This window comes from Pseudomonas sp. NPDC087029 (assembly GCF_044745345.1).
In the GTDB taxonomy this organism is placed as follows: domain Bacteria; phylum Pseudomonadota; class Gammaproteobacteria; order Pseudomonadales; family Pseudomonadaceae; genus Aquipseudomonas; species Aquipseudomonas faucium.
On the sequence record NZ_JBIVAB010000007.1, the window covers coordinates 173109 to 196693 of the forward strand.

The following is a 23585-nucleotide window of genomic DNA, read 5'->3' on the forward strand; positions in this document are numbered from 1 at the left end:
GGAGCCGGCCCGGTTTAGAAGAAGCCCAGCGGGTTGATGTCGTAGCTCACCAGCAGGTTCTTGGTCTGCTGGTAGTGGTCGAGCATCATCTTGTGGGTTTCACGCCCCACGCCGGACTTCTTGTAGCCACCGAACGCGGCATGCGCCGGGTACAGGTGGTAGCAGTTGGTCCACACGCGGCCGGCCTTGATGCCGCGGCCCATGCGGTAGGCGCGGTTGATGTCGCGGGTCCACACCCCGGCGCCGAGGCCGAACTCGGTGTCGTTGGCGATGGCCAGGGCTTCGGCTTCGTCCTTGAAGGTGGTGACGCTGACCACCGGGCCGAAGATTTCTTCCTGGAACACGCGCATCTTGTTGTTGCCCTTGAGCAGCGTCGGCTGGATGTAGTAGCCGGTGGCCAGCGAGCCTTCGAGCTTCTCCACCTTGCCGCCGGTGAGCAGCTCGGCGCCTTCGTCCTGGGCGATCTGCAGGTACGAGAGGATCTTCTCGAACTGCTGCTGCGAGGCCTGGGCGCCGACCATGGTGTCGGTGTCCAGCGGGTCGCCGCGCTTGATCTGCAGCACCTTCTTCATCACCACTTCCATGAACTGCGGGTAGATCGACTCCTGCACCAGCGCGCGCGATGGGCAGGTGCACACCTCGCCCTGGTTGAAGAAGGCCAGCACCATGCCTTCGGCGGCCTTGTCGATGAAGCTCGGCTCGGCCTGCATGATGTCTTCGAAGTACACGTTCGGCGACTTGCCGCCCAGCTCGACGGTGGACGGGATGATGTTTTCGGCGGCGCATTTCATGATGTGCGAGCCGACCGGGGTGGAGCCGGTGAAGGCGATCTTGGCGATGCGCTTGCTGGTGGCCAGCGCTTCACCGGCCTCGCGGCCATAGCCTTGCACCACGTTGAGCACGCCAGCGGGCAGCAGGTCGCCGATCAGCTCGACCAGCACGGTGATGCCCAGCGGGGTCTGCTCGGCGGGCTTGAGCACCACGCAGTTGCCGGCGGCCAGGGCCGGGGCGAGCTTCCAGGCGGCCATCAGGATCGGGAAGTTCCACGGGATGATCTGCCCGACCACGCCCAGCGGTTCGTGGATGTGGTAGGCCACGGTGTTTTCGTTGATTTCGGCGGCGCCGCCTTCCTGGGCGCGGATGCAGCCGGCGAAGTAGCGGAAGTGGTCGACGGCCAGTGGGATGTCGGCGTTGAGGGTTTCGCGCACCGGCTTGCCGTTGTCCCAGGTTTCGGTGATGGCCAGCACTTCGAGGTTCTGCTCGATGCGGTCGGCGATCTTCAGCAGCACGTTGGAGCGGTCCTGTACCGAGGTGCGGCCCCAGGCGTCGGCGGCGGCGTGGGCGGCGTCGAGGGCCTTGTCGATGTCTTCGGCGGTGGAGCGGGGGAATTCGGCGATCAACTTGCCGTTCACCGGGGAGGTGGTTTCGAAGTACTGGCCTTTGACCGGGGCCACGAATTCACCGCCGATGAAGTTGCCGTAGCGGGGCTTGAAATTGACCTTGGCGCCTGGCGTGCCGGGGTGTGCATAACGCATGGGGATTCTCCTGGGTGTCACGAGTGCGTGTTGTCGTTCGGGTAAGGGCAGGGCGGCTCAGCAGGCCTGCGGGGTTTCGCCGCGGGCCAGGCGCCGGTTGATGTCATCGATGACTGCCGGCAACTCGACGATGGTGTCGATCAGGTAATGCGGGCGGGAGGGTTCGAACAGCTTGACGATGCGTGCGCGCTCTTCGGCCAGCTTGTCCGACGGCAGCGCCTGGTACAGCTGGTAAGGCAGCCCTAGCGCGTTGCCCGAACAGGTCAGGGCGACCGTCCACATGCCCGCCTTGCGCCCTTCGAGGATGCCCGGCCAGGTGTCGTCGACCTTGACGCAGGCCGCCACATCGTCGATGCCCAGGGCGATGACGTTGGCCAGTGCCTGCGACGGCCACGGCCGCCCATTGGGGGTTTCGTCGGTGGCCACGACGTGGTCGGCGACATAGCCGTTGTGCCGGGCCAGCTCCACCACCTTGTCCATCACCACCTTCGGGTAGCCGGAGCAGGAACCGACCTTCATGCCCCGCCGGCGAACGTCGGCGATGGCCTCCAGCGCCCCCGGGATCAGCGCCGAGTGGACGGCGATCTTGTCGATCTGCAGCGGCATGAAGCGCTTGTACAGCGCGGTCACATCGTCATCGGTGGGCGTGCGGCCGAACACCTTGCGATACCGCTCGGCGATTTCCGGCAGGTCGCACAGGGTGCGAATGTGGTCCCACTTGCCCATGCCCATCGGGCCGCGGGCTTCTTCCAGCGACACCGAAACCCCGAATTCGGCGAAGGCTTCGACGAAAATCTGCGTCGGCGCGAACGAGCCGAAATCGACGACGGTACCGGCCCAGTCGAGGACGACGGCTTGCAGTTGCGAAGGTTTTTCATAATGCATGGCAGGTGCTCCAGGGAAAGGTCAGGCGGTTCAAGAGGTGCTGCCAACAACGGCAGGCTGCAGGGGCGCCGGCTCCAGCACCGTGGTTTCCACGGTTTTCGGGCGGCTGTTCCAGAACGGGATGAGCATTGCGCTGGCCAGCAGTGCGGCACCGGTGAACACCAGGAACACCGTGATGGTGTCGAAGTACCCCGGCAGCAGGCCGCCGAGCACCGCACCGACCGAACCACAGCCATTGACGAAACCGGCGGCGGAGGCCGCGCCATCCTTGCTGCCGAAATCGATGGCGGCCGAGCCGCTGATCATCGAGTCCGGCCCGTACAGGGTCAGCCCCATCATGAACAGCAGGCCCACCACCACATACAGGCTGCCGCTCTGCATGGCCGGCACGAACAGCGCAAGGCACACGGTCAGCACCACCAGGCTGAGCACGCAGGCGGGGATGCGCCGGGCGCCGAAGTACTTGTCCGAGGCAATGCCGATGAGGATGGGCCCGATCAGCCCGGCCAGCTCGAAGGAGGTCGGCACGATGGCCGACGCCACCTTGCCGATCTCCGGCATGCGCTCGTAGATGATCACCGGGCCCCACAGCAGGATCGCGTAGCGGGCGGGCTTGAGCATGAAATAGGCAAGGCCCAGGAACAGCACGGTGCGGTTCTTCATCACCGTGCGCAGGCCGGCCCACATGCTTTCGCGCGGCACCGCCAGCTGGCTGACCGGTTCCAGCTCGATCTCCACCGGTGGCAGCCCCACGTCTTCAGGGCGGTTGCGCTGCATCAGGAAGAACAGCACGGCCACCACCAGCACCACCGCGGCGCTGCTGAAGAACGCGATGCGCCAGTCGTGGTAGGCGTCATACGCCCACCAGCCGGCGAAGGGCGTGGCCACCAGCCCGCCGAAGGCGTAGGAGGTACTCCAGTAGCCGAGCACGCGGCCACGTTCACGGGTGCTGAAGAAACTGCCCACGTTCTTGCACAGACCCGACCAGCCGGTGGACTGCGCCAGGCCCTGCACCAGCATGCAGGTGGCGAAGATCGGCAGGGTGGCGTAGGTGCCCATGAGCAGGGCCGCCAGCGCCGAGACCACCAGGCCGCTGAGCACCACGACCCGCGGGCCGAAGCGGTCGGAGAAGTTGCCCCAGAGGAACTGGCCGACGGCATAGGCCGTCAGGTACAGGGCATCGAGGTTGGCCATCATGGCCTTTTCCAGGACGAAATCCGGGTCTTCGCCGATCCCTAGCTTGGCGACGGAAAACGCCTTGCGGGTGAAGTAGAAGGCGGCATAGGCCACCCAGGTGATGAGAAAGACTTGCACGCGCCAACGTTGCAGCGATTTCCAGCCTGTGGCGAGAGGGCTTGCAGGATTGTTCATGGTGTTCTGATCCCGTGGTGGGGTGCCAGACAGCGCAAGGTCATGGTTTTTTGTGGTTGTTTTCGAGACTGCACGAGGCCTCCATGCGTACCCCGCCAGCCGTGCCCGCGCGCGGGCATCAGCCGGTCATGTGTTGCGACCAGTCAGGGGTTGCAGGGTCAAGAAAAGGCCCTTGCCCAAGGGGGCGATCCACTCGCCCCCCTGCTCGATCTGGCAAGGGCCTTTAAACGGTGTGATCAGGCAGTGGCGTGCTGCATTTCGACGTTCATCGCCAGCAGGCTGTCGGCGATGGCGCGCAGCAGCTGGTGGACGACGTGTTCGTCGATCTGGCCGATGCAGCCGATGCGAAAGCTTTCGGCGACGGTCAGCTTGCCGGGGTAGATGATGAAGTTGCGCGACTTCAGCTCGTCGTAGAAACGCTTGAACTCGAAGTTGGGGTGCTCGGGGCTGAAGAAGGTGGTGATGATTGGCGACAGCCAGCGGTCTTCGAGCAGGGTCTTGAAACCCAGCTCGCGCATGCCGGCCACCAGCACGTCACGGTTGCGCGTATAGCGCGCCAGGCGCCCGTGCACGCCACCTTCGGCGTCGTGTTGCTCCAGCGCCTTGTGGAAGGCCACCACGCTGTGGGTCGGTGGGGTGAAGCGCCACTGGCCGGTCTTTTCCATGTACAGCCATTGCTCGTACAGATCCAGGCTCAGCGAGTTGGCGCGGCCTTTGGCGGCTTCCAGCACGCTGCGGCGGATGATGACGAAGCCAAAGCCCGGGATGCCCTCGATGCATTTGTTGGCCGAAGACACCACCACGTCGAACGCGATGTCCTGCACGGTCAACGGCACCGCGCCGAAGGAGCTCATGGCGTCGATGATCAGGCTCTTGCCATGGGCCTTCACCACCTCGGCGATTTCGCGCAGCGGGTTGAGGATGCCCGAGCTGGTTTCGCAGTGCACCAGGAACACGTTGGTGACGTCGGGGTTGGCCTTGAGCAGGGCGTCCACTTCTTCGGGCTGCGGCGGCAGGTAATCGCCCTTGTCCAGGGTGACGAAGGCGCGGCCCAGGTACTCCAGGGTCTTGGTGGCGCGTTGGCCGTAGGCGCCATTCATCAGCACCAGGGCCTTGCCATCACGGGGGATGGCGGTGGCCAGCGCGGCCTCCACCGAGTAGCTGCCACTGCCTTGCAGCGGCACGCAGGCGAAGCTGTCATCGGCCACGCCGGCCATGGCCAGCAGGCGCTTGCGCACCTCTGCCGTCACCTCGTTGAACGCCTTGTCCCATGAACCCCAGTCGCGGAGCATGGCTTCTTTGGTGGCCTTGGAGGTGGTCAGCGGGCCTGGCGTCAGCAGGTAGGGTTCGCCCAGGGCGGGCGCTGCCAGCGGGTGGGAGACGGGGAACTCGGCTTTGGTCATGATCTTCTCCGGCATGTTGTTTTTGTAAGGAGTGATGCATGGCGTGATCAGAACATTGGCGTTGAAATAAAGAAAATCGATTTATCACATTTCACAAATAAGCTGAGCTTATTACTGGCCTTGCAGGCGTTGATTCAGGCCTTGTCCGCCTTGCCAGCGGCGGCGGCGAACTTGGCCAGGCGCACATCCAGCCGGCGCGGGCGGCGGTCGTGGTCCTCGGCGTGCTCCTTGCGGCGTATGGCATTGCGCACCATCAACGAACCCAGGTAGCGGATCGGCTCGGGTGGGAAATAGCCCAGAGGGCCGTTGAGCAACGGCGAGCGCGTCCAGGCGTTGTCCAGCCCCAGCACCAGCGATGAGAGGATCTGCCCGCCCATGTGGCAGGGGCCCACACCACTGCCGGAATAGCCGAAGCCATAGAAGATGTTGCGCTTGGCGCCCAAGCGGCCGAAGAACGGCAAGCCTGTGACCGAGCGATCCGAAGGGCCGTTCCAGGTCGCTGCGATGTCGACGCCGGTGAAGGCGGGGAAGAACTTTTCCAGCGAGTCGCGCAGCAGGCCCGCATACGGCGACGGCTGGTCGAACACCGGCAGCATGCGCCCGCCGAAGGCGAAGGTGTTGCCGCCTTTGCCCAGCATGATTCGCCCGTCGGGGGTGTTGTGGTAGTAGTGCACGAAGATGCGCGAGTCGAGCACGGTCACCCCGCTGGTCAGGCCGATGCGCTCGAGCAGGTCGGGGCGCGGTTCGGTGATGATCATGTCGCTGGAGACGATTGCCACCGAACGCTGGAACTGCGGGAACGCCCGGGCCATCCAGGCATTGATCGCCAGCACCACGTTTTTGCAGGTGACCTTGCCACGGGGGGTGGTGACCGTGGCCGGCAACCCTTCATCCAGGCTGACCATCGGCGTGCCCTCGTGAATCCGCACGCCCAGCCCCAGGGCAACGCGGCGCAGGCCGCGTACCAGCTTGCCCGGCTGTACGCTGGCCGCAGCGGGCGAGTACCAGCCCTCCAGGTGCTGGGCCGAGCCTGCCATGCGCTGCACCTCGGCCAGCGGGCGCTTGGCGAAGGTGTTGATGCCATGGCGCTGCAGCGCGGCGACCACCGCATCCGTCGAGCCGACCTGCGCCTGGCTGGTGGAGGTGTACAGCGTGCCGTCGAGGCGGTAATCGGCATCCACCGCGTATTTTTTGCAGAAGTCGCCGATCGCGTAGATGCTCTGTTCCGACGCCTTGACCAGGCGCACGGCCTCTTCCAGCCCGAACAGGCGCTCCAGGGTGAAGAACTTCGCCGACCAGGACAGCGCACAGCCGCCATTGCGCCCACTGGCCCCCGCGCCGCAGATGTCGGCTTCGACGATCACCACTTCGAGTGCGGGGTTCTGCTCCTTGAGCATGATGGCGGTCCACAAGCCGGTATAGCCGCCGCCGACGATGCAGACATCGGCCTGGATGTGCTGCTCAAGGGGCGGGCAGGGGGCATCTTGCTGGGTTTTCAGCGCTTGTTCGAGCCAGAAAGGTCGCATCGGGTGTCTCCGAAAAAAGGGGGCGCCATGCAGGGTGGTGCCTTGCGAAAAGCATCCTCGCAGTGCACTGTGCATAAATAAAATCGATTAAACGTATGCACGCATAGGCCAGCCCTATGGAGGGAAACCCATGGCGATTTCACACACCCAGCTCAAGGCTTTTCATGCGGTGGCCCTGCACGCGAGCTTTACCCGCGCGGCAGAGCAGCTGTGCCTGTCTCAACCGTCGGTGTCCGACCAGGTACGCAAGCTCGAGGACTGCTACGGGGTGCTGCTGTTTCTTCGCGAAAAGCGCCAGGTGCGCCTCACCGAGGTGGGCGAGCGCCTGTTCGGCATGACCCAGCGCCTGTTCGACATCAGCGTCGATGCCCATGACATGCTGATGGACTACCGCACGCTCTCGACCGGCGCGCTGAACCTGGCCGTGGACGCGCCGGTGCATGTGCTGCCCTATGTGGCGCGCTTCTGCGCACGCTACCCCGGGGTCGATGTGAAGGTCGAAACCGGCAACACCGATGAGGTGCTGGAACGCCTGTTCGGCTACAAGACCGACATCGCGCTGCTGGGCCGCAACATCGAAGACGAGCGGCTGATGTGCCTGCCCCTTCGCAGTGACCCGATGCTGGCGTTCGTCGCCCATGACCACCCCTGGGCGCAGCGCGCGTCGGTCAGCCTGGCCGACCTGGCCACGGTGCCGCTGGTGCTGCGCGAGCAGGGCTCGGTGACCCGGCTGGCGGTGCAGGAGGAAATGGCGGCGGCCGGCTTGCCCATGCGCAAGGCCATCGAGGTCGAGGGGCGTGAGGCGGCGCGCGAGGCGGTGGCGATCGGCATGGGGGTAGGCGTGGTGTCGGCGGCCGAGCTGGGGTCGGACTCGCGCATCCGCGGCCTGCCGATCACCGACAGCCAGCACCGCTTCAGCGAAACTCTGGTGTGCCTGCGCGCGCAGAGCTCGCGGCGCATCCTGGCCACCTTCTTCGACGTGGTGCGCCAGACGCTGCAAGGCGATCGCTGAGCGACCCCACCCATTCGGGTTATGGCCCCCTGGCAGATTCCACCGGATAGTGGCTCCATCAGCTCGCCCGAGCCGATCCTGATCACACGATGGAGTTGCTATGCGCAAGGCATTGAAGGTGATTTCCAGCTGGTTGATGTGTTGTACCGCCACGGCCGCCCTGGCCGGCGAGGCAGACACCAGCAACACGCTCAGGTTGTACAACTGGACTGACTACATCGGCGAAAACACCCTCGCCGATTTCGAAAAGCAGACCGGCATCAAGGTGATCTACGACACCTTCGACGGCTACGAGACGGTGCAGACCAAACTGCTCACCGGCCGCTCCGGCTACGACCTGGTGATGCTCAACGCCTCCCTGGTGCCGCCGCTGATCAAGGCCAAGGTGTTCCAGCCGCTGGACAAGTCCAAGCTGCCCAGCTGGGCCAACCTCGACCCGCAGGTGGTGCAGCACATGCAGGCCTTCGACCCCGGCATGGTGTACTCGGCGCCGTACACCTGGGGCAGCTCCGGCATCACCTACAACGTCGACAAGATCAAGCAGCGCATGCCCGATGCGCCCATCGGCTCGCTGGCGATGCTGTTCGACCCGAAGATCGTCTCGCGCTTCGCCGACTGCGGCGTGACCATCATGGACGCCCCCAGCGAAGTCATCCCGCTGGCCCTCAAGTACCTTGGCAAGGACCCGCAGAGCGCCAAGCCTGCCGACCTCAAGGCCGCCCAGGACGTGCTCATGGGCGTGCGCCCCTACATCAAGAAGTTCGACTCGGTGAACTACCTCACCAGCCTGCCCAACGGCGACGTGTGCATGGCCCTGACCTGGTCCGGGGACTACGCCACCGCCCAGGCCCGCGCGGTGGAGGCGAAAAAGGACATCAACCTGGCGTTCTTCATTCCCAAGGAAGGCTCGCTGATCTGGTTCGACAGCCTCTACCTGCCCAACGACGCCCCGCACGTGGCCAACGCCCACCGCTTCATCGAATACCTGCTGCAGCCCCGGACCATGGCCGATGTGACCAACTACATCCACTACGCCAACAGCAACGCCGCCGCCACGCCCCTGGTGCAGGCCGACATCCGCAACGACCCGGCGATCTACCCGGACGACCAGACCCGCGAACGCCTGTTCACCCAGAAATCCCAGGACCCGCAGGCCATGCGCGCCATCACCCGGGTCTGGAGCACGGTCAAGACCGGCATCTGACACCTTCTACCGTACCGATCCGACAAGGAACCGCTCATGGCTACCCCGACTCGCAAACTGGCCGCCGCCCCCCTCAACGCGCTGCTGGTCGAGGCCGACAAGGCCCACTACATGCACGGCTACCACATGTTCGACGAGCACGCCGAGCAAGGCGCACTGAACATCGAAGCCGGCGAAGGCGCCTACATCTACGACACCGACGGCAACCGCTTCCTCGATGCCGTGGGCGGCATGTGGTGCACCAACATCGGCCTGGGCCGCGAGGAAATGGCCCTGGCCATCGCCGACCAGGTGCGCCAGCTGGCCTATTCCAACCCGTTCTCCGACATGGCCAACCCCAAGGCCATCGAGCTCTGCGAAAAGCTCGCAAGCCTGGCGCCGGGTGACCTCAACCACGTGTTCCTCACCACCGGCGGCTCCACCGCCGTGGACACCGCCTACCGGCTGATCCAGTACTACCAGAACTGCCGCGGCAAGCCGCACAAGAAGCACGTGATCGCCCGCTACAACGCCTACCACGGCTCCACCTGCCTGACCATGTCGATCGGCAACAAGGCCGCCGACCGGGTGCCGGAGTTCGACTACGCCCACGAGCTGATCCACCACGTCTCCAACCCCAACTTCTACCGGGCCGGCGAGGACATGGACGAGGCCGAGTTCCTCGACTTCCTGGTGGCCGAGTTCGAGGACAAGATCCTTTCCCTGGGCGCAGACAACGTCGCCGCCTTCTTCGCCGAGCCGATCATGGGTTCGGGCGGGGTGATCATCCCGCCCAAGGGCTACTTCCAGCGCATGTGGCAGGTGTGCCAGACCTACGACATCCTCTTCGTCGCCGACGAGGTGGTGACCTCGTTCGGCCGCCTGGGCACCTTCTTCGCCTCCGAGGCGCTGTTCGGCGTCACCCCCGACATCATCACCACCGCCAAGGGCCTGACCTCGGCCTACCTGCCGCTGGGGGCGTGCATCTTCTCCGAGGGTATCTGGAAGGTGATCGCCGAACCCGGCAAGGGCCGCTGCTTCACCCACGGCTTCACCTACAGCGGCCACCCGGTGTGCTGCGTGGCGGCGCTGAAGAACATCGAGATCATCGAGCGGGAAAACCTGCTGGCCCATGTCAACGATGTCGGCAGCTACCTGGAGCAGCGCCTGCAGACGCTGGCAAGCCTGCCGCTGGTGGGCGAGGTGCGCTGCATGAAGCTGATGGCCTGCGTCGAGTTCGTGGCCGACAAGAAGACCAAGGCGCTGTTCGCCGACGAGGTGAACATCGGCGAGCGCATCCACCTGCGGGCCCAGGCCAAGGGCTTGCTGGTGCGGCCGATCATGCACCTGAACGTGATGTCGCCGCCGCTGATCATCACCCATGCCCAGGTCGACCAGATCGTCGACACCCTGCGCAGCTGCATCCTCGATGCCGCCCGCGAGCTGACCGAGCAGGGCCTGTACCACGGCCAATGACCCACCTGCACGCAAAGGTGCGCGCGCATGCCCCGGCCGGTAGACTGCGGGGCATGAGCCGAGCACACGAAAACACCACAATAAACCTGCCGTTTCATGCCCTGCAGCAATGGCACAGCGCCCTGCAACAGGCCTTCGCCCACAGCGAGGGCGCCGACGCGCTGGCCTGGCTGGCAGCGGCGATCAGCCAGCTGGTGGGCGCCGAGTCGATGCTGATCAGCCTCGAACGCAAGGGCCAACCGCCGCAGCTGCTGTACCAGCAGGGCATCCCGGACCGCTACCACGAGGCGGTGCTGGAGCGCTATTTCGCCGCGGGCTACCTGCTCGACCCGTTCTGCCTGGCGGTGGAAAAGGGCCTGGCGCAGGGTTTCTATCACCTGGAAGACATCGCCCCGGACGACTTCTTCGACAGCGAGTACTACAAGTCCTACTACTTGGGCACCGGGTGCAGCGAGGACAGCTACTTCATCGTCGACCTGGGCAACGACAGCAAGATTTCCCTGAGCCTGTTCCAGGGCTGCAGCGGGGCGCGCCTGGGCATCGAGCAGCTGCACCTGCTGCAGGCCGTGGAGCCGATGGTCCGCGAGCTGCTCACGCGCTTTGCCAAGCACGGCCTGGTACAGGCGCCGCAAGCCAAGGGCAGCGTGCAGGCGGCCTTCGACAGCTTTGGCTGCGGGGTGCTGACCCAGCGCGAGCGGGAAGTGGCGCAGATGGTGCTGCAGGGGCACTCGGTGAAATCCACGGCCCATGAGCTGGGGATTTCGCCGGAGACCGTGCGCATGCACCGCAAGAACCTCTACCTGAAGCTTGAGATCAACTCGCAGTCGGAGTTGTTTGCCCAGTTCATTGGTTGGCTGCGGCGGGTTTGAGCGGCACGTAGATATCCGTCTGCCACTGATCCAGCGGCGTCTCGGGGTGCACGCTCAGGTAGTGGAAGAACAGCGGATGGTCGCGCAGCTCCTCGCCGCTCGAAGGCAGCCAGTCACGGTAGAGCGGGTAGATGGATTCGCCGATGTAGTCAGGCGAGCCCACATGGCGCACCACCGCGCAGCGCCCGGCCGGGATGATCTTTTCCTGCACGCCGAACGCATTGGGCCGCAGCGCTTCTTCCAGCTCGCCGCAAATGGCGAAGCGAAAATCCTCGCTGGGCGTGGTGTCGGGGTTGCCATAGGGGATGCCGAACGTGCGGCTGCTGGCCACCGGCGACTGGCCGCTTTGCATGCGCCATTGGCGAAAGCGCTCGACGCTTTCACCCAGCAGGCCGGGCGCGCCGTGGTGTTCGAGTGCAGCCAGGTGGGTTTCGGGGAACTCAACGATACGAATCTGCATGGTGATACTCCTGGAAAAGTGGGGGACAACGAATACCGCACTCCAGGCCTGCCAGTTCGGGGCCTTGGCGAACATGCTCGGCGCCATGGCGAAGGCACGCTTGAACGCCCTGGAAAACGCCTCGGGGCTCTCGAAGCCGGCATCGAGTGCCACGTCGAGCACAGCCGTTGCCGGCTCGGCGACCAGCCGGTGCGCTGCACGTCGAAGCCTCATCAACTGCACGTACTGGGAAACCGGAACGCCCACGTAGGCCGAGAACTGCCGATGAAAATGGAACGCCGAGAAGTGGGCGATCCGGCTCAAGGTGTTTACCGACAGGTCAGCGTCGAGGTGGCTGTCGATGTGGGCAAGCACGGCTTCGAAACGTTTTGCGTAGGCGTGACGGCTGGGTAGGTCAGTCACCGAGGGGAACCTCCTGGGGTGCGGTGAGCGGTAGCATCTCTTTTGGGGCAGCCAGGGCGCCTAGCCGTGTTTGCTCGAATGTATTCTTAAATCACCAACCCTTCACCCCACTCATGTCCGGCAGCTTGTGCGCGATGCCCTTGTGGCAATCGATGCAGGTGGCTTCGCCGCTGGCCAGCGAGGTCGAGTGCATGGCGGCGGCGCGCTTGCTCTGGCGGGTGAAGTCCATGAACTGGAAGTTGTGGCAGTTGCGGCACTCGCGCGAGTCGTTGGCCTTGAGCCGGGCCCATTCGTGTTCGGCCAGCTCGCGGCGGTGGTCGAGGAATTTCTCGCGGGTGTCGATGGTGCCGAACAGCTTGCCCCAGACCTCCTTGGACGCCTGCATCTTGCGCGCGATCTTGTGCGTCCACTCATGCGGCACGTGGCAGTCGGGGCAACTGGCGCGCACACCGGAGCGGTTGGTGTAGTGGATGGTGTCCTGCAGCTCGACGAACACGTTGTCGCGCATCTCGTGGCACGAGGTGCAGAACTTCTCGGTGTTGGTCAGCTCCAGCGCGGTGTTGAAGCCGCCCCAGAAGATGATCCCGGCAATGAACCCGCCCAGCGTCAGAAAGCCCAGGCTGTAGTACACGCTGGGGCGACGCAGGACGCCCCAGTAGTCCTTGAGCAGGGCGAGCAGTGCTTTCATGGCGCCTCCTCAGGGTTTTTTCGCGGCGTTGGCGTCGTCTTGCAGCAGCTGGTCGATAGTCTCGAAGCTGTTGCCCACCAGCGGCTGCACGTCCTTTTGCACCACATGGCACTGGTTGCAGAAGTAGCGCCGTGGCGACACCGCGGCCAGGGCCTGGCCGTCGCGGTCCATGTAGTGGGTGATGCTGATCGCCGTGGCCTGGCTCTTGGCGCTGTTGGCGCGGCTGTGGCAGCTCAGGCACTTGTTGCCGTTGATGTCGATCTGGTATCCGCGGATGGCGTGGGGGATGGTCGGCGGCTGGTCGGGGTAGTTGCGTTCGCGCTTGAGGTCGCGGTTGTCGTCGTTGGCGATGGGCGCGGCGGGCATGCTCTGGGTCAGCGTGCCGCCTGGCCGGCGGCCGTCGGGCCCCGGCGCATCGAGGGGGTAGTCGACCTCGGCGGCCAGCGCCAGGCCGAGGGTGGCCAGCAGCAACAGGGGCAGCATTCGAAAAGGCATGGCGGGCCTCCTCAGGCCAGGCTGATCAACTCGATGCGGATCGCGCATTTCTTGTAGTCGGTCTGCTTGGAGATCGGGTCGGTGGCGTCGAGGGTGACTTTGTTGATCAGCTTGTTGGCGTCGAAAAAAGGCACGAACACCAGGCCCCGCGGCGGCTTGTTGCGCCCCCGGGTTTCGATGCGCGCACGGATTTCACCGCGCCGGCTGACCAGCTTCACTTCACTGCCACGGCGCGCCTGCAGCGCCTTGGCATCCTCGGGGTGCATGTACACCAGGGCGTCGGGCACGGCCTTGTACAGCTCTTCGACGCGCTGGGTCATGCTGCCGGTGTGCCAGTGCTCCAGCACCCGGCCGGTGCTCAGCCAGAACGGGTAGTCGGCATCCGGGGCTTCGGCGGGCGGCTCGTAGGGCAGGGCGAAGATGATCGCCTTCTTGTCGGGGTAGCCGTAGAACTGCACCTCGCTGCCTTTTTCCACATAGGGGTCGAGCCCTTCGCGGTAGCGCCAGCGGGTTTCCTTGCCGTCGACCACCGGCCAGCGCAGGCCGCGCTCCTGGTGGTACAGGTCGAAATCGGCGAGGTCGTGGCCGTGGCCACGGCCAAAGCGGGCGTATTCCTCGAACAGGCCCTTCTGCACGTAGTAGCCAAAGGCCTGGGCTTCGTCATTCTTGTAACCCGCTTGCATCTGCTCGACGGGGAACTGGTCGACCTGGCCGTTCCTGAACAGCACCTCGTACAGCGTCTTGCCCTGATACTCGGGCGCCTTGGCCAACAGCTCGGCAGGCCAGACTTCGTCAGTGGTGAAGCGTTTGGAGAATTCCAGCAACTGCCACAAGTCCGACTTGGCATCCCCCGGCGCAGTCACCAGCTGATGCCAGAACTGGGTGCGGCGCTCGGCATTGCCGTAGGCGCCTTCCTTTTCCACCCACATGGCGCTTGGCAGGATGAGGTCGGCGGCCTGGGCGGAAACGGTGGGGTACACATCGGAAACGATCACGAAGTTCTCGGGTTTGCGCCAGCCCGGCAGCACCTCCTGCATGACGTTGGGGCCGGCGTGCATGTTGTTGCTGGCCTGGGTCCAGTACACGTTGAGCACGCCGTCCTTGAGCATGCGGCTCTGCTGTACGGCATGGAAGCCGACTTTCTCCTGAATGGTGCCGGCCGGCAGCTTCCAGATCTGCTCGGCGGTGGCCCGGTGCTTGGGGTTGGTGACCACCAGGTCGGCTGGCAGGCGGTGCGAGAAGGTCCCCACTTCACGGGCGGTCCCGCAGGCCGAAGGTTGCCCGGTCAGCGAGAACGGGCTGTTGCCGGGCTGGCTGATCTTGCCGGTGAGCAGGTGGATGTTGTAGATCAGGTTGTTGGCCCACACCCCACGGGTGTGCTGGTTGAAACCCATGGTCCAGAACGACACGACCTTGCGCTTGGGGTCGGCATACAGCTCGGCCAGGGCCTTGAGCCGCTCGGCCGGCACCCCGGACTCCCTGGCGGTACGCTCCAGGGTGTAGGGTTTGACGAACGCTGCGAACTGCTCGAAGGAGATATCGCTCCAGGTGTTGGCCTTGTCGGCATTCCTGGCGCGGGTTTCCAGGGGGTTGTCGGGGCGCAGGCCGTAGCCGATGTCGTCGGCGCCCTGGGCGAAGCGGGTGTGCCTGGTGACGAAATCCTGGTTGACCGCGCCGCTTTCGATGATGTGGTTGGCGATGTAGTTGAGGATCAGAAGGTCGGTCTGCGGCTTGAACACCATGGGGATGTCGGCCAGCTCGAAGCTGCGGTGCTCGAAGGTCGACAGCACCGCCACCTTGACCTGGGGCTGGCTCAGGCGCCGGTCGGTGACCCGGGTCCAGAGGATCGGGTGCATCTCGGCCATGTTCGAGCCCCAGAGCACGAAGGCATCGGTGGCTTCGATGTCGTCGTAGCAGCCCATCGGCTCGTCGGCGCCGAAGGTGCGCATGAAGCCCATCACCGCCGATGCCATGCAGTGGCGGGCGTTGGGGTCGATGTTGTTGCTGCGAAAGCCGGCCTTCATCAGTTTGTTGGCGGCGTAGCCTTCCCACACCGTCCATTGCCCCGAGCCGAACATGCCGATGGCCTCGGGGCCTTTGCTTTTCAAGGCTTGCTTGTACTTCTGCGCCATGATGTCGAAGGCCTGGTCCCAGCTGATCGGCTGGAACTCGCCCTGCTTGTCGTACTGGCCGTTGCGCATGCGCAGCAGCGGCTGGGTCAGGCGGTCGACGCCGTACATGATCTTGGACAGGAAGTAGCCCTTGACGCAGTTGAGGCCGCGGTTGACCTCGGCCTTGATGTCGCCGTGGGTGGCGACCACGCGGTTGTCGCGGGTGGCCACCATCACGCTGCACCCGGTACCGCAGAAGCGGCAGGGCGCCTTGTTCCAGTCCAGGGTGACCAGGTCGGCTTCGGTCACCAGGTTGCTGGCGCTGCTGAAGACCGGCAGGCCGGCGGCGGTCGCGGCGATGGCGGCGGCGTGCAGCTTGGCGAATTGTCGGCGAGTCAGGCTCATTCCAGGCCTCCTGCGGGGTCGAGCAGTTCGTGGTAGACCAGCGCGGCATTGAGTACACCGGGCATGCTGCCGATCTGTTCGATGCAGCGAAGAATCTGGCTTTCGTGCGCGGCCTCGAGCACCACCACCAGCTTGCCCAGGGGGCTTTCCTGGTGCAGCTCCAGGCCTGGCAGCAGGCGCAGGTTGGCCTTGACCGCGGCAAACAGCTCGGGGCGGGCGTGCACCAGCAGGCTGGCGATGTGCACGGGCTCATCCATGGGCTTGGCCATCAGTTGGGCGGCCCGGGTGGGCCGAGCAGCAGTTGCGAGAACCAGACGATGAACCCGTAGCCGCCGACGATGACTACCGACAGCAAGGGGAAGAGGCAGGCGACAAGGAACAGGAACAGGCGGGTTTCCTTGCCGCGCTGGCTTTTTTGCGCAGGGTCAGGTGGCATGGATCAGCCTCCAGGCAGGATGCCTGAAGACTAGATCACACCGTTGGCGGGTGTTTTCGCGACGACCAGTGGTTAACTGGACCTCAGCCCGCCAGGGCCTTGAGGAGTTGCTCGTTGAAGGCCGGAATGTCGTCTGGCTGGCGGCTGGTGATCAGGTTGCCATCCACCACCACCTTCTCATCCACCCAGTTGCCACCGGCGTTGCGGATATCGTCCTGCAGGGTCTTGTAGCTGGTCATGCGCTTGCCCTTGGCCAGGCCGCTCGACACCAGCAACCATGCGCCGTGGCAGATGACCGCCAGCGGCTTGCCGGCCGCATCGTGGGATTTCACCAATTGCTGCGCCCCGGTAATCAGGCGAATGGTGTCGGAATTCTGTACGCCGCCGGGCAGCACGAGGGCGTCATAGAGGTCACGCTGGGCGTCGTCGAAGGTTGCGTCCACGGCGAACGCGTCGGCGGGCTTGTCGTGATGCCAGCCGCGTACCGAGCCTGCCTTGTCACTGAGGATATCGACCACCGCGCCGCTCTGCTTCAAGGCGTCACGGGGGCCGGTGAGCTCGACCTGTTCGAAGCCGTCGGTAACCAGAATGGCCACGCGCTTGCCGTTCAGTTGTGCACTCATGGGGGTGTCTCCTTTTTGATGGGCCTGCAATAGGGGGCGGCGACAAGGCGGCAAAGTTCCGGCGCGGTGCGTGAGCGGGCAGTGCGGTGCATGGCACCGGCTTTGCCGGTGTTCGCGGGGCAAGCAGCGCTTCTACAACGTTGCACGTGAGCAGCGGCTGGCTAGCGCTGCAGGTTATCGCGCATGCCATCCGCCGACGGCTCTGCCACTGGCCGCGGGCAGGGCGCGCAGGCGCTGCCCATGGCGCGGTACTCCTTGCGCAGTTTGCGGATGTCCTTGTTGTCCAGGGCTTCCAGGTCCAGCACCGAGCGCTCTGCCGATTTCGTGGCGCGGATCAGCTCGTCCAGCTTCACATGAATGATGTCGTTGTCCCTGTTCTGCGTGTTCTGGATCAAGAAGACCATCAGGAAGGTGATGATGGTCGTGGAGGTGTTGATGATCAGCTGCCAGGTATCGTTGTAATGGAACCACGGGCCGGAAGCTGCCCACATGGCGATCAGGATGACGGCAATCAGAAACGTACTGGGCTTGCCGGCATTGTTGGCAAGCCATTGGCAGAACTGGGCAAATTTCATGGTCAATCTCCAACTCGGTCTGAAATTCTGACCACGGCGGAGCGTTGAAATTTTTTTTTACATTTACCCCGCCGATGGAAATCCTGCCCAGCCAGCAATTTGGCCTGAACTTAGCAGCCCGGCCTGGCATCACTGTAGGGAATGGCGGCGTGCAGGCCAGATCCGCAGGTCAGGCGACGCCCAACGACTTCCTGGAGTGTCCGAGTGCCTCGCATCATCACGCCCGCCACACCTGAACATGAGATCGAGCAGAAAAGTGCGCGGATGTTCGGCACGCCCAAGGAGCGCCTGGATTTCTACCGGCGCGAAATCCAGTACGAAACCACGATCCTGGCCAACCGCACCGACGCCTACCTGGCCGCTCAGTCGTTCCTGGTCATTGCCTTCGTGGCATCGATGAACAACCTCAACCCCAGCTGGGGCGAGATGTTCACCTTGTTCATGCCGGTGTTTCTGGCATCGCTCGGCGTGCTCAGCTCATTGAATGCCTGGCCGGGCATCCGCGCCGCCTACCGGATCATCGAGCACTGGCAGCTCAAGCAGAGCCACCTTTTGCGCAGCGAGCCGATGATGGGCCTGGCGTATGACGAATCGCCGCTGTTCTGCGAGGCTGAGACTTCACGGGAAGGGCACCGCAAATCGCTGCTGTTCTCGCTGCGCACGCCTTGGATCTTTCTCGGCTTCTGGATCTTGCTGGGGATTTACGCGGTTTATATCCAGTTGGCGTGATGGCGGGCCTGTCACAGGCTGTCGGGGTCGCCGAAGAACATCTGGATGCGCGAGCGCAGCCAGCGCTCCGCCGGGTCGTTGTCCTGCGCCCCGCGCCAGGCCATGTGCAGCTCGAAGCTGCGCACCTCGATTGGCAGGTCTTCGGCGCGCAGGCCGCCGGCGGCGGTCAGCGCATCGGCGGTGTAGTCCGGCACCGTGGCGACGATATCGGTGCCGGCCAGCAGGCTGCCCAGGCCGTTGAACTGCGGCACCGCCAGCACCACATGGCGCTTGCGGCCGATTTCTTCCAGCGCTTCGTCGATGAACCCGGACAGGTCGCCGGCGAACGACACCAGCGCATGGGGGCGGGCGCAGAAGTCGTCGAGGGTGATGCTGCCGGGCACGCTGTCGGCGCGCAGCAGCTTGGGCATGCTACGGCGCAGCACCTTGCGCTTGGCGTTGGCCGGCAGGTCGCTGGTGTAGCTCACGCCCACCGAGATTTCGCCCGAGGCCAGCAAGGTCGGCATCAACAGGTAGTTGACCCGGCGCACCACCAGGACGATACCGGGCGCCTCGGCGCGGATGCGCTTGAGCAGTTGCGGCAGCAGGGCGAATTCGGCGTCGTCCGACAGGCCGATGCGAAACACCGCGTTGCTGGTGGCCGGGTCGAACTCGGCGGCGCGGCTGACCGCGGTGGAGATCGAGTCCAGCGCCGGCGACAGCAGGGCGAAGATCTCGTGGGCGCGCGCCGAAGGCTCCATGCTGCGGCCGGTGCGCACGAACAGCGGGTCGTCGAACAGGTTGCGCAGGCGCGACAGCGCCGCGCTGATCGCCGGCTGGCCGAGGAACAGTTTCTCGGCGGCGCGGGTCACGCTGCGCTCGTGCATCAGGGTTTCGAACACGATCAGCAAGTTGAGGTCTACGCGACGCAGGTCGTTTCGATTCATCGGTGTGCTTCGCCTAAAGTGGGGCAGGGGTGAATCTTAAGGCCAAAGGCTGTTACCCTGCACCGATTTCCGGGGGCCAATGCACAGCAAAGTCAGGTGCCCAATCGATGACAGGCATGTCGACTATTAACGGCCACTGATGGTCTAACGGCTAAAGCCCGGATAAAGTCCGTGGTAATACGAGATTCACAAAGGCGAGGTATGCGATGTCCCGCATGATCCGTTTCCACAAGTTCGGCGCTGCCGATGTGCTCCGTTGCGAGGAGCAGGCCGAACCGTCTCCAGCCGTCGGCGAGGTGCAGATCCGCGTCGAGGCGATCGGCGTGAGCTGGTACGACGTGCTCTGGCGGCAGAACCTGGCACCGACCCAGGCCCGCCTGCCAGCCGGGATCGGCAGTGAGATGGCGGGCGTGGTGACGGCGGTCGGCGAGGGTGTCGACGATATCGCGGTGGGCGATCGGGTGGCCAGCTTCCCGGCCGCCAGCGCCAACGAGCACCCGGTGTATGGCGATGTGATCGTGCTGCCGCGCACGGCCATCACCCGTTACCCCGACGTGCTCACGCCGATCGAGGCCAGCGTGCACTACACGCCGTTGCTCATCGCCTACTTCGCCTACGTCGACCTGGCCCGGGCCAAGGCCGGGCAGACCGCCCTGGTGACCGATGCCAGCCACTGCGCCGGGCCTGCCTTCGTGCAGCTGGGCAAGGCGCTGGGGCTGAAGGTGTTCGCCGCCACCAAGGAGCCCGAGCAGCGTGAATACCTGCTGGGGCTGGGCGCCGACAAGGTGATCGTCACCGAAGAGCAGGACTTGCTGATGCAGGTGGGCAAGTACACCGACGGGCGTGGCGTGGACATGGTGCTCGATGGCATGGGCGGGCCGCAGATGTCGTTGCTCGGCGATGTGCTGGCACCGCGCGGCAGCCTGGTGCTGTATGGCCTGCAGGGCGGCAACCAGACGCCGTTCCCGGCCTGTGCGGCGTTCCAGAAGAACATCCAGTTCTACGTGCATTGCATCGGTAACTTCACCGGCAAGCCGGAGCTGGGCATCAGCCAGGACCAGGTGGCCTTGCAGCGGGCCTTGCGCGACATCAACCAGTTCACCGCCGACCAGCTGCTGACGCCGCAGATCATCAAGGTGTTTCCGTTCAGCCAGGTGGTCGAGGCGCATCGCTGCATGGACGAGTGCCCTTGTGGCGGGCGCGTGGTGCTGGACATGGGGCAACCCTGAACGCGCTGTCATGCTGAAAATGACCCGGGCTGAGTCCCGGGTTTTTTCTGCCTGTTAAACAGAAAATTCCTACATTTAAAGTTCAATCTTCCTATATCCATTCCGAGTGAAAATTGCTGCGCAATGTTATTGCCTTCAAACGTCTGCCGCCTATAGATAAAGAGATTCTGTGGGTTGGTTTTGTCCTTGAACCTGCATGGTTTTTTTACCGCTGTCTGTATCTTTTATTCATTCGGCAACACTTGATAATGGCGCAATGACAGTTTACGCAAGGAGCGTGCGATGGAGAGGGCGAGGCCCCGCGGCGGCTCTGGGCGCCAGGCGGTGGGTGGGCGAAGGGGGTGCTTTTTCTCCATGGCTTGGCGACAGCGTTTAGCTACTTCAGTTTTCCTGACTTCAAACAGGAAATTTCCCAGATTAATTTCACCGCGCAATTGTTCGTGCAGACACTAGCTGTGCGGTGCATGACTGAAGCAGTGAGGTAAGCCGTGAGCAATATTCACGATCAGGCAATGCACTATATCTACCAACAAGTTCTGGAACGCTTGCTGGCCCACATGTCGCAACCCCAGCGCGCTTCCTTGCAGCTGCTGATCCAGCGCCTGCTGTTGGCGGCCGGAGGGCCGGATTACATCGGCACCTTCAGGTTGCTGGTGGTGCAGGGCGCCGATACCCGCAGCACGCGCCTGCTGGCCATCTTGCGCGCGGCGCAGTTGAGCATCGCCCTGCGCGCGCCGGTGACCTTCCAGCTGCAGGTGCGGGTGGTGGGCCTGCCGGCAGCCAGCGGCGCCTTGCTGCAGCACCACGAGCGCAATTTCGATGCGCTGTTCATGCATGACGACCCGCGCGTTGACTTGCAGATGGTCAACACCGGCATGGTCGAACCCTTCAACCGCCAGCCCCGGGTCGGCGAGCCCTGGCCGCTGGCCCGCGATGCCTTGCTGCTGTTCGGCCACCTGGCCGACGCGCGGCCCGAGGCGCTGCTGGGCAGCCGGCTGCACCTGGAACTGGCGGCGGCGGTGGGCCTGGCGTGCGAAGGCCAACCGTGTGCGGACGCGCTGGTGACTGCCATGCCCTTGCGCCAGCGGCGCCGCTACCTGGCCTGGGCGCGCAGGAGCCTGCGGCTGGCGGGGGACAACGGCCTGGTCATCGAGCAGCCCTGCCTGGCAGCCCTGGCCGAGCGGCTGGGCCAATTGCATGGGCTGGCCAGCCTGCCGGTGGGTGAGCCGCAAATGCCCGGCCATGAGCAACCCGAACAGGCACCGCTGAGGCTGCTGGCGATCGACGACCTGTTGCCCCAGTTGGTGAACGAAGGCGAACTCGACCGCATGATAGGCCACCGTACCGAGCCCGCCCACGATGCCACGCCGCTGGCGGCCTACCTCGACCCGCTGGCACTGACCCAGTTGCAGGAGCTGCACGCCCGCTGCCTGGCGCCTTCGCCGCGGCGCGAGGCCCTGCGCCTGGTCGGGCAGCGGGCGCCGGGCAGTCCGCCAGGGCCGCAGCAGGCGCGTTTCACCCAGGCTTACGGCCTCGACCAGGCCCAGCTCATCTGCATGCTGTATGGCCCGTTCGCCGAGCGCGGGCGGGGCCTTGAGCGCTTCTTGCGCTGTCGCCACCCGGACATGCTGGTGGCCTTGCCTTACCTGCACCGCGCCCTGCAGGGCAAAACCTGCCCGGATGCGGTCAAGCACTGGCTGGTCAACACCAGTGGCCTTGCCCTTGGGCACTTGCGCGCCATCTATGGCGGGCGCCTGCACAGCGCCACCCGGGGTCTGCTGACGGGCCTGGCGCGGCGTGATGTGCAGCTGCGCTGGCTGGCTCGCGAGGCAGCCCGCTGATGGGGCGAGAGTTCGCCTACCACAAGGTATATCGCTACTTGCAGGCGCTGGTCGATCAGGCGCAACGCGGCGGCGAGCAGCGCCTGCCGTCGTTGCGCACCCTGGCCCGGCGCCTGCGGGTGTCGCTGGCCACTGTGCAGGCCGCGTATGGCCTGCTGGAAAATGAGGGCCGTGTGCGTTCGGTGGCCAAATCTGGCTACTTCGCCCAGCTTGTCGTGAACACCACCCAGGCGCGTGTGCAGCGCAGTACCGAGCCGCTGCAGTCGGGCCTGGAGCGCACGCTGTTCGCCCATGAACGGCGCCTGGCGCGCCAACGTGCGCAAGCCTTGCCGGTAGCGCCGGGCGGCGCAGGCGTGCGCCTGCGCGAGGCCTTGGCCCACCGCTATAACCGCGCGGCCCACCCGCCTTGGAAGGCCGACCACGTGCACCTGGGCCCCGACGTGCAGGCCGTGCTGGAAACGCTGCTGACGGCGTTGGCGCTGCAGGGCGGCACGGTGGTGGTGGCGTCACCCTGCTGCTGGCGCCTGCTGCAGGTGTTGCAGCGCCTTGGCATGCAAGTGCTGGAAGTGCCCTGGGACAGCCAGGGCGGCCTGGACCTGGCAAGCCTTGCGCAGATGCTTGGGCAAGGTTCGGTGCGCATGCTGATCATGCCGTCGTGCCTGAGCCTGCCGGGCGGGCAGATGATCTCGGTGCAGGATCAGCAGCAGGTTGCCCGGATGCTGGCAGGGCACCCGGTGTGGCTGCTGGAAAACGACCTGGACAGCGAACGCTGTTTTTCCGCGTTACCTGCCATGCGCCTGCGCGATCGCGTCGATCAGCGCTGGTTGCTGGTGCTGGGTTCGCTGGAGGCCACGGTGGGTGCCGAGGCGCCTTACGCTTATGTGCTGGGGCGTCACCCGGTGCTGGGCGAAGCGTTTGCCCGGCGTGCCTACCAGTTGCCGCCGCTGCGCCAGCAGGCGCTGGCGCAGATGCTAGGGAAGGGCGAGATCGACCAGCACCTCAGCCGCCGGCGTGTGGCGCTGGGCCAAGGGATGCGGCAGCTTTGCCAGCTATTGCACACACAGCTGGGTGGGCAATTGGCCTTCAACTTGCCGGAAGGCGGCCATGGCGTGTGGGTGCGCATGCTGCAGCCGGTGCCGGCGCAGCGCCTGGAGTCGGCGATGGCGGGCACCGCGTTGCTGGTTCTGGCGGGGTCGCAGTTCAGCCTGCAGGGGCGCTACCAGCACTACCTGTTGCTGACCTGGACCGGGGAGCAGTTGGGTGCGCTGCCCGAGGCCTTGGGCAGGTTGGGCGAAGCGCTGGCGATGCCAGGCGGCTGAAGAAGGGCCAGCAGGCACCTTTCGTCGGCCGATGCGCGGCCGTGGGGGAATGCGATCCATGGCGCTTGCCAGTGCGCGTTATCTGT

General features: G+C 64.9%; 22 protein-coding genes. 8 read left to right on the forward strand and 14 right to left on the reverse strand.

The window, feature by feature from the left end:
• Positions 1-14 precede the first annotated feature (14 nt).
• From ACIPG5_RS14335 to ACIPG5_RS14355, 5 genes are all read right to left on the reverse strand, one after another.
• Entirely contained in the window at positions 15-1535 is a 1521-nt protein-coding gene (locus tag ACIPG5_RS14335; RefSeq protein WP_236193786.1) for an aldehyde dehydrogenase family protein, read from the reverse strand.
• Between the two features lie 57 nt (positions 1536-1592).
• Positions 1593-2420 carry a phosphonoacetaldehyde hydrolase gene (gene phnX, locus ACIPG5_RS14340; RefSeq protein ID WP_176517883.1) on the reverse strand — a complete coding sequence of 276 codons (828 nt, stop codon included), beginning with the start codon at positions 2418-2420 and terminating at the stop codon, positions 1593-1595.
• Between the two features lie 30 nt (positions 2421-2450).
• Entirely contained in the window at positions 2451-3791 is a 1341-nt protein-coding gene (locus tag ACIPG5_RS14345; protein ID WP_401375828.1) for an MFS transporter, read from the reverse strand.
• A 236-nt stretch (positions 3792-4027) separates the two neighbouring features.
• Positions 4028-5194, reverse strand: a complete 1167-nt coding sequence (locus ACIPG5_RS14350) for a 2-aminoethylphosphonate--pyruvate transaminase (protein ID WP_236236544.1) — start codon at positions 5192-5194, stop codon at positions 4028-4030.
• A gap of 134 nt (positions 5195-5328) precedes the next feature.
• Entirely contained in the window at positions 5329-6720 is a 1392-nt protein-coding gene (locus ACIPG5_RS14355) for an FAD-dependent oxidoreductase (RefSeq protein WP_401375831.1), read from the reverse strand.
• Between the two features lie 130 nt (positions 6721-6850).
• Here ACIPG5_RS14355 and ACIPG5_RS14360 point away from each other — a divergent pair, with 130 nt between their 5' ends.
• The 4 genes from ACIPG5_RS14360 (at position 6851) to ACIPG5_RS14375 (ending at position 11260) form a co-directional block, all read left to right on the forward strand.
• The gene (locus tag ACIPG5_RS14360; RefSeq protein ID WP_176517879.1) at positions 6851-7732 is read left to right on the forward strand and encodes a LysR substrate-binding domain-containing protein; all 882 of its coding nucleotides are present in this window, start codon (positions 6851-6853) and stop codon (positions 7730-7732) included.
• Between the two features lie 100 nt (positions 7733-7832).
• Positions 7833-8936: a polyamine ABC transporter substrate-binding protein gene (locus ACIPG5_RS14365; protein ID WP_176517878.1), complete on the forward strand. Its 1104-nt coding sequence runs from the start codon at positions 7833-7835 to the stop codon at positions 8934-8936.
• Positions 8937-8972: 36 nt separating this feature from the next.
• Positions 8973-10391: an aminotransferase gene (locus ACIPG5_RS14370; protein ID WP_401375834.1), complete on the forward strand. Its 1419-nt coding sequence runs from the start codon at positions 8973-8975 to the stop codon at positions 10389-10391.
• On the forward strand, positions 10388-11260 hold the full coding sequence (locus tag ACIPG5_RS14375; protein WP_401375837.1) for a response regulator transcription factor: 873 nt from the start codon (positions 10388-10390) through the stop codon (positions 11258-11260). The genes ACIPG5_RS14370 and ACIPG5_RS14375 overlap by 4 nt, the downstream gene beginning before the upstream one ends.
• Here ACIPG5_RS14375 and ACIPG5_RS14380 read toward each other — a convergent pair.
• The 8 genes from ACIPG5_RS14380 to ACIPG5_RS14415 form a co-directional block, all read right to left on the reverse strand.
• A complete protein-coding gene (locus tag ACIPG5_RS14380; protein WP_401375840.1) occupies positions 11235-12122 on the reverse strand; it encodes a GyrI-like domain-containing protein in 888 nt (295 codons plus the stop codon). The two genes, ACIPG5_RS14375 and ACIPG5_RS14380, sit on opposite strands and share 26 nt — an antisense overlap.
• A gap of 91 nt (positions 12123-12213) precedes the next feature.
• Positions 12214-12810, reverse strand: coding sequence for a cytochrome c3 family protein (locus tag ACIPG5_RS14385; RefSeq protein ID WP_286912638.1), 597 nt, complete (start codon positions 12808-12810; stop codon positions 12214-12216).
• A 9-nt stretch (positions 12811-12819) separates the two neighbouring features.
• The gene (locus tag ACIPG5_RS14390; protein ID WP_236236538.1) at positions 12820-13305 is read right to left on the reverse strand and encodes a nitrate reductase cytochrome c-type subunit; all 486 of its coding nucleotides are present in this window, start codon (positions 13303-13305) and stop codon (positions 12820-12822) included.
• Positions 13306-13316: 11 nt separating this feature from the next.
• The gene (gene napA, locus ACIPG5_RS14395; RefSeq protein ID WP_401375843.1) at positions 13317-15821 is read right to left on the reverse strand and encodes a nitrate reductase catalytic subunit NapA; all 2505 of its coding nucleotides are present in this window, start codon (positions 15819-15821) and stop codon (positions 13317-13319) included.
• Positions 15818-16078: a chaperone NapD gene (locus ACIPG5_RS14400; protein WP_176517871.1), complete on the reverse strand. Its 261-nt coding sequence runs from the start codon at positions 16076-16078 to the stop codon at positions 15818-15820. Before ACIPG5_RS14400 ends, napA begins: the two co-directional genes overlap by 4 nt.
• A gap of 11 nt (positions 16079-16089) precedes the next feature.
• Positions 16090-16257, reverse strand: a complete 168-nt coding sequence (napE, locus tag ACIPG5_RS14405; RefSeq protein ID WP_176517870.1) for a periplasmic nitrate reductase, NapE protein — start codon at positions 16255-16257, stop codon at positions 16090-16092.
• Positions 16258-16340: 83 nt separating this feature from the next.
• A complete protein-coding gene (locus ACIPG5_RS14410; protein WP_401375847.1) occupies positions 16341-16880 on the reverse strand; it encodes a type 1 glutamine amidotransferase domain-containing protein in 540 nt (179 codons plus the stop codon).
• A 161-nt stretch (positions 16881-17041) separates the two neighbouring features.
• A complete protein-coding gene (locus tag ACIPG5_RS14415; RefSeq protein ID WP_401375850.1) occupies positions 17042-17455 on the reverse strand; it encodes a low affinity iron permease family protein in 414 nt (137 codons plus the stop codon).
• A gap of 204 nt (positions 17456-17659) precedes the next feature.
• Between ACIPG5_RS14415 and ACIPG5_RS14420 the strand changes: the two genes are divergently transcribed.
• Positions 17660-18184 carry a hypothetical protein gene (locus ACIPG5_RS14420; protein ID WP_176517867.1) on the forward strand — a complete coding sequence of 175 codons (525 nt, stop codon included), beginning with the start codon at positions 17660-17662 and terminating at the stop codon, positions 18182-18184.
• Between the two features lie 11 nt (positions 18185-18195).
• Here ACIPG5_RS14420 and ACIPG5_RS14425 read toward each other — a convergent pair whose 3' ends face one another.
• Positions 18196-19110: a LysR family transcriptional regulator gene (locus ACIPG5_RS14425; RefSeq protein ID WP_236193791.1), complete on the reverse strand. Its 915-nt coding sequence runs from the start codon at positions 19108-19110 to the stop codon at positions 18196-18198.
• A gap of 206 nt (positions 19111-19316) precedes the next feature.
• On the opposite strand from ACIPG5_RS14425, the gene ACIPG5_RS14430 reads away from it, so the two are divergent.
• The 3 genes from ACIPG5_RS14430 to ACIPG5_RS14440 all read left to right on the forward strand — a co-directional run bounded on the left by ACIPG5_RS14430 (position 19317) and on the right by ACIPG5_RS14440 (position 23499).
• The gene (locus ACIPG5_RS14430) at positions 19317-20339 is read left to right on the forward strand and encodes a zinc-dependent alcohol dehydrogenase family protein (protein ID WP_176517866.1); all 1023 of its coding nucleotides are present in this window, start codon (positions 19317-19319) and stop codon (positions 20337-20339) included.
• Between the two features lie 488 nt (positions 20340-20827).
• Entirely contained in the window at positions 20828-22180 is a 1353-nt protein-coding gene (locus tag ACIPG5_RS14435; RefSeq protein WP_401375854.1) for a hypothetical protein, read from the forward strand.
• Complete coding sequence (locus tag ACIPG5_RS14440; protein ID WP_401375857.1) at positions 22180-23499, forward strand: aminotransferase class I/II-fold pyridoxal phosphate-dependent enzyme; 1320 nt, start codon at positions 22180-22182, stop codon at positions 23497-23499. Before ACIPG5_RS14435 ends, ACIPG5_RS14440 begins: the two co-directional genes overlap by 1 nt.
• Positions 23500-23585: the final 86 nt, after the last annotated feature.

Bases quoted from the DNA above. Each gene is read 5' to 3' on its own strand.
- ACIPG5_RS14335 (WP_236193786.1), bottom strand. From the start codon at position 1,535: ATGCGTTATGCACACCCCGGCACGCCAGGCGCCAAGGTCAATTTCAAG.
- phnX (WP_176517883.1), bottom strand. From the start codon at position 2,420: ATGCATTATGAAAAACCTTCGCAACTGCAAGCCGTCGTCCTCGACTGG.
- ACIPG5_RS14345 (WP_401375828.1), bottom strand. From the start codon at position 3,791: ATGAACAATCCTGCAAGCCCTCTCGCCACAGGCTGGAAATCGCTGCAA.
- ACIPG5_RS14350 (WP_236236544.1), bottom strand. From the start codon at position 5,194: ATGACCAAAGCCGAGTTCCCCGTCTCCCACCCGCTGGCAGCGCCCGCC.
- ACIPG5_RS14355 (WP_401375831.1), bottom strand. From the start codon at position 6,720: ATGCGACCTTTCTGGCTCGAACAAGCGCTGAAAACCCAGCAAGATGCC.
- ACIPG5_RS14360 (WP_176517879.1), top strand. From the start codon at position 6,851: ATGGCGATTTCACACACCCAGCTCAAGGCTTTTCATGCGGTGGCCCTG.
- ACIPG5_RS14365 (WP_176517878.1), top strand. From the start codon at position 7,833: ATGCGCAAGGCATTGAAGGTGATTTCCAGCTGGTTGATGTGTTGTACC.
- ACIPG5_RS14370 (WP_401375834.1), top strand. From the start codon at position 8,973: ATGGCTACCCCGACTCGCAAACTGGCCGCCGCCCCCCTCAACGCGCTG.
- ACIPG5_RS14375 (WP_401375837.1), top strand. From the start codon at position 10,388: ATGACCCACCTGCACGCAAAGGTGCGCGCGCATGCCCCGGCCGGTAGA.
- ACIPG5_RS14385 (WP_286912638.1), bottom strand. From the start codon at position 12,810: ATGAAAGCACTGCTCGCCCTGCTCAAGGACTACTGGGGCGTCCTGCGT.
- ACIPG5_RS14390 (WP_236236538.1), bottom strand. From the start codon at position 13,305: ATGCCTTTTCGAATGCTGCCCCTGTTGCTGCTGGCCACCCTCGGCCTG.
- napA (WP_401375843.1), bottom strand. From the start codon at position 15,821: ATGAGCCTGACTCGCCGACAATTCGCCAAGCTGCACGCCGCCGCCATC.
- ACIPG5_RS14400 (WP_176517871.1), bottom strand. From the start codon at position 16,078: ATGGATGAGCCCGTGCACATCGCCAGCCTGCTGGTGCACGCCCGCCCC.
- napE (WP_176517870.1), bottom strand. From the start codon at position 16,257: ATGCCACCTGACCCTGCGCAAAAAAGCCAGCGCGGCAAGGAAACCCGC.
- ACIPG5_RS14410 (WP_401375847.1), bottom strand. From the start codon at position 16,880: ATGAGTGCACAACTGAACGGCAAGCGCGTGGCCATTCTGGTTACCGAC.
- ACIPG5_RS14415 (WP_401375850.1), bottom strand. From the start codon at position 17,455: ATGAAATTTGCCCAGTTCTGCCAATGGCTTGCCAACAATGCCGGCAAG.
- ACIPG5_RS14425 (WP_236193791.1), bottom strand. From the start codon at position 19,110: ATGAATCGAAACGACCTGCGTCGCGTAGACCTCAACTTGCTGATCGTG.
- ACIPG5_RS14430 (WP_176517866.1), top strand. From the start codon at position 19,317: ATGTCCCGCATGATCCGTTTCCACAAGTTCGGCGCTGCCGATGTGCTC.
- ACIPG5_RS14440 (WP_401375857.1), top strand. From the start codon at position 22,180: ATGGGGCGAGAGTTCGCCTACCACAAGGTATATCGCTACTTGCAGGCG.